The organism is Pyrobaculum sp. (genome assembly GCF_049971835.1).
Classification (GTDB): Archaea; Thermoproteota; Thermoprotei; order Thermoproteales; family Thermoproteaceae; genus Pyrobaculum.
In genome coordinates this window covers 1-3,749 of sequence record NZ_JBMFKV010000181.1, presented here as the reverse complement: position 1 = coordinate 3,749, position 3,749 = coordinate 1, and the positions used below count along the sequence as shown (strand labels likewise).

Annotated in this window: 5 protein-coding genes; 3 read left to right on the top strand and 2 right to left on the bottom strand. The window is 57.3% G+C overall.

The annotated features are described in order from the left end of the window. The first annotated feature begins 17 nt into the window (after positions 1-17). Positions 18-302, top strand: a complete 285-nt coding sequence (locus tag ACP5J3_RS11890; RefSeq protein ID WP_428495885.1) for a MoaD/ThiS family protein — start codon at positions 18-20, stop codon at positions 300-302. Here ACP5J3_RS11890 and ACP5J3_RS11885 read toward each other — a convergent pair. Continuing rightward, entirely contained in the window at positions 255-1,235 is a 981-nt protein-coding gene (locus tag ACP5J3_RS11885; protein WP_428495884.1) for an MBL fold metallo-hydrolase, read from the bottom strand. The genes ACP5J3_RS11890 and ACP5J3_RS11885 overlap by 48 nt on opposite strands. Before the next feature lie 25 nt (positions 1,236-1,260). Here ACP5J3_RS11885 and sfsA point away from each other — a divergent pair, with 25 nt between their 5' ends. Beyond that, entirely contained in the window at positions 1,261-1,956 is a 696-nt protein-coding gene (gene sfsA, locus ACP5J3_RS11880; RefSeq protein ID WP_428495883.1) for a DNA/RNA nuclease SfsA, read from the top strand. Here sfsA and ACP5J3_RS11875 read toward each other — a convergent pair. Then, the gene (locus tag ACP5J3_RS11875; RefSeq protein WP_428495882.1) at positions 1,942-2,796 is read right to left on the bottom strand and encodes a DUF1028 domain-containing protein; all 855 of its coding nucleotides are present in this window, start codon (positions 2,794-2,796) and stop codon (positions 1,942-1,944) included. The two genes, sfsA and ACP5J3_RS11875, sit on opposite strands and share 15 nt — an antisense overlap. A 47-nt stretch (positions 2,797-2,843) precedes the next feature. Here ACP5J3_RS11875 and ACP5J3_RS11870 point away from each other — a divergent pair, with 47 nt between their 5' ends. Continuing rightward, positions 2,844-3,653, top strand: coding sequence for an MBL fold metallo-hydrolase (locus ACP5J3_RS11870; RefSeq protein ID WP_428495881.1), 810 nt, complete (start codon positions 2,844-2,846; stop codon positions 3,651-3,653). Positions 3,654-3,749: the final 96 nt, after the last annotated feature.

Below are 3,749 nucleotides of genomic sequence, written 5' to 3'. Positions count from 1 at the left end.
CCTGATTTGTGTACTTTATGAGGGTTGTTGTCAAGATTTTTGGCCCGGCGTATTTTGGCCTTAAGAGTTATGACGTTGTTACGCTGGAGCTTGAGCTGGGTGAGGGCGCCACGGTGGGGGAGGCGCTTGACGAGCTGGAGCGGAGGTTTCCAGGTCTGAAGGGGAGGTTGCTGAGGGGTGAGGAGATTGTACCGATGCATGATATATGGATTAACGGACGCTCTATAGATTTTTTAAATGGTTTAAAAACTCCTCTAAGGGAGGGGGATGTTTTGCAGATTATCCCGCCGTTCGGCGGGTAGCCAATACACCTTGTCTTTCTCAACGCGCCTCACAAGACCCGCCTCTTCTAGGTAGAGTAGGTGGCTGTATGCCTCGCCTATTGCGAAGATTTTGTTATATACGTCGAACTGTTCGAATGGTCCGGCGTCCCAGCTGATTTTCTGAGCTACTTGGTAGGTGGTCATGGGCTCCCTCAGCACGGCCATGACTTCTCTTAGCCTCTCCTCGTGGTGTCTAACCAGCTCCTCTGCCCGCAAGGCGAGATTGCCTATCTCATCTCCGTGGGCTGGGTAGCCCCTTTTGTTTGTAGCTACTTTCTTCAGGCTTTTTAGGTACTCTTTTAGCGGGTTGAAACCTGAAATTGGGTACCACGATATGTTTGGCGTTATCTTGGGCAAGACGTGGTCGCCGGTGAAGATTCCGTGCTCTGCGGCGTAGACCGTGTGTCCGGGGGTGTGGCCCGGCGTGGAGATGGCTCTTAGGCCGCAGTCGAGGCCTTCGCCGTCTCTTACAGATCTCCACTGGAGTCTCCACACGTCTTCAAACGACTTTCTAAATCGGGACATTGGGTGTACTTTTAGGAACGCCTCGGCGACTTCTGCAGGCGCGCCGTGTCTCTTGTACTCCTCTGCGTACATCTTCGCTAAGTCGTCGAAGCTGGAGGCTACGCGGCTTATCTCGCCTTCGCCGATGTGGAAATCCGGCGACGAGACCTCGGCGAGGAACTGCGCCAGTGTTATATGATCGGCGTGGAAGTGGGTGACGAATACCTTGGTTATCTCCCCAGGCCTTACGCCGAGTTGCTTTAGCCCTCTTAACAACGCCAGTGCGGAGTCGTAGGTGGCGAGCCCCACGTCCACCAGACCGTATCCGTCACTGCATTTGACGAGGTAGACGTTGACGTGGCCGAGCTCCATCCCCGGCAGGGGGAGCCTCAGTCTGGTGAATGACATTAAAATGGGTCGTGTGTCTATTTTTATGGATTTCCCCCTCCCGGCGCCCGACTCGTGGGGGATTTTCGTCAAGAGGTTGAACAGATTCGCCGGCGTTGCGCTTATCGAGGGGAGGGAGGCGTCTGTCCACATACACGACCCCGGCAGGTTGAGGGAGTTGCTGTTCCCAGGCGCGAAGATATGGGCGAGGAGGAAGAGCGGGGGGAAGACCGACTACTACCTGACGGCTGTGGAGCTGGACGACGAGCTGGTGCTCGTAGACTCTTCGATACATAACAAAGTGGCGGCGTGGCTAGTCGAGGGCGGGCTTCTTTTCAGAGGCTACGTGGTGGAGAAGAGGGAGCCGGTCTTCGGGAGCGGCCGCTTCGACCTGTTGCTTAGGTCGCCCGGCGGCAGGCCCGCGCTGGTGGAGGTGAAGGGGGTGACGCTAGAGGAGTCTGGGAGGGCCTTGTTCCCAGACGCGCCGACCGCGAGGGGGGCTAGGCACATGGAGGAGCTGGCTAGGGCAACCGCCGAGGGTTACGAGGCGCACGTCGTCTTCCTCGTCTTTAGAAAGAGGGCTGGGGTGATGTCCCCCAACTGGCGCATGGATAGGAGGTTCGCCGAGAGCCTCGTAAGGGCACGCGGCGCCGGGGTGGAGATCCACGCCGTTAAGCTAGAGATGTACAAGTGGGGGCTTAGATACGTGGGCGAGTTGCCTGTGGTTTTAACTCCTTCTTGACGCCTCTATGAGGTATCGGTAGAGGGAGCCCCAGATCTTGTCGTCGCCTCTTATCTTGTTTTCAAAGTTTTCGTAGCCAGCCCAGTCTCTGAAGGCTTTCTCAGTCTCCTCATCCCACACCCCAGTCGGCTCTTTTTTGTAGAACCCAAGCCGCCTCAAGGCTTCCTGCACCTCCCGCGCCACGTCTTTTTTCAACACCACGTCTCTCGGGTCGTCTCTCTGGAGTAGAGTCAGCTCCCATATCTTGAATATCCTTTTGAGCTCCGCCACGGGCTCCGGGTGGTCGTCCACCCTAATGTCGACGTACACGTCTGTGAGGCCGAGGTAGCCGCCTCCCGGTCTTAGTACAACAACCGCCGCCGACTGCTTGCCCCTTCTGTCTCCGCCCGCCCTCTCCCCGGCTTCTAAGGCGGCTATTAGTTTATCCACCAGCCCCCCTCTCTGCGTCTCAAAGGCCTTAGCCATGGCCTCAACCACCTGCGGCCCCGCCAAGATGTTGCCTAGAGCCACGTAGCCGCTACCAACGACATGACCAGCGTACTCGGGGCACTGCCGGCCGGTAAAGCCGTAGGCGTTGCCTCTGGCGTCGACAGCCCCTATCTGTCTAAGCTCCCTCTCAGAGTCCTGGGCCACCGCCCTCTCCACCGCCTCTTTAGCGTGGACGCCTTGCCTCATCAGCGCCAGTATTAGCTTGCCCAGCCGCGGATTAGCGTAGCACTGCGTAGCCACGGCACCCACAGAAGCCTCGACGTGGGGTACAAACGCGCCTACGGCGACAAATTTTGAAGACACGGCGACGCCTACGTCGACGCCGTCTGTAGCCACTATAGAGAAGGTCACACGCGGCTACAGCCACATAAATAAATACATTACCGGATTCCATAAATATGGAGATTAGGAGGGGGGTGAGGCTGTTGAGAGGCTCGCCTAATACTCTAGTCGTGGGGGAGTACGTGGTCGATCCAGGTCAGCCGAAGGAGAGGGCCGCGGAGATACTCTCGGCGGTGGGGAGGACGCCCCGGATCCTGCTGACGCACTTCCATGCAGATCACCTAACTGCCGTGCCGGAGGGGGCGGAGGTCTACGCGCCGTGGGGTGAGGAGCTTTTCGTAGCCAGCGTCAAGGCGCGGCTGTTCTTTACCCACGGCGTGTATACAGAGGGGGCAGTTTACAAGGGGGAAGATATAAAGGTAAGCGCAGTGGTTAAGCCTGGCGACAAAGTTGGGCCTTTCGAAGTGGTGCCTCTGCCGGGCCACACCTTTGGCCACGTGGGGTACTACATAGACGGCTTGCTTTACGCCGGCGACGCCGTCTTCGGGGAGAAAGTTCTAGAGAAGTACGGCGTGCCGTACCTCATGGACGTGGATTTATTCATAGCGTCGCTGGACAAGATTAGAGAAATAGACCCAGAGACGCTGGTGATGGGGCACGGCCCCGTCTTGGGGAGTAGAAAGCGGATTGGGGAGCTTCTAGATATCAACAAGTCGGCGGCGGAGAGGGCTGTTAGGCTTGTGTTGTCCGCGTTGCCGGGGGACGTGACCACGCTGGCTGTGAAGGTCTTGAAGGAGACAGGTGGGGAGAGGGGGTGGGAGAACGTGTTGCTTACTATGACCACGGTACGTGCAGTTCTCTCCAAGCTGTCAAGAGAAGGTATAGTCCACATCGACGAAGAAGGTAGGTGGGGAAGAAGAATATAGTTATAGAAGCCAGAGGCAGGCACCCCTCAATTCTGAATACGTCTACGACACACAAGCAAGGCCATAGGCGAGCAGAGAGGATACACAAAAGAAGAC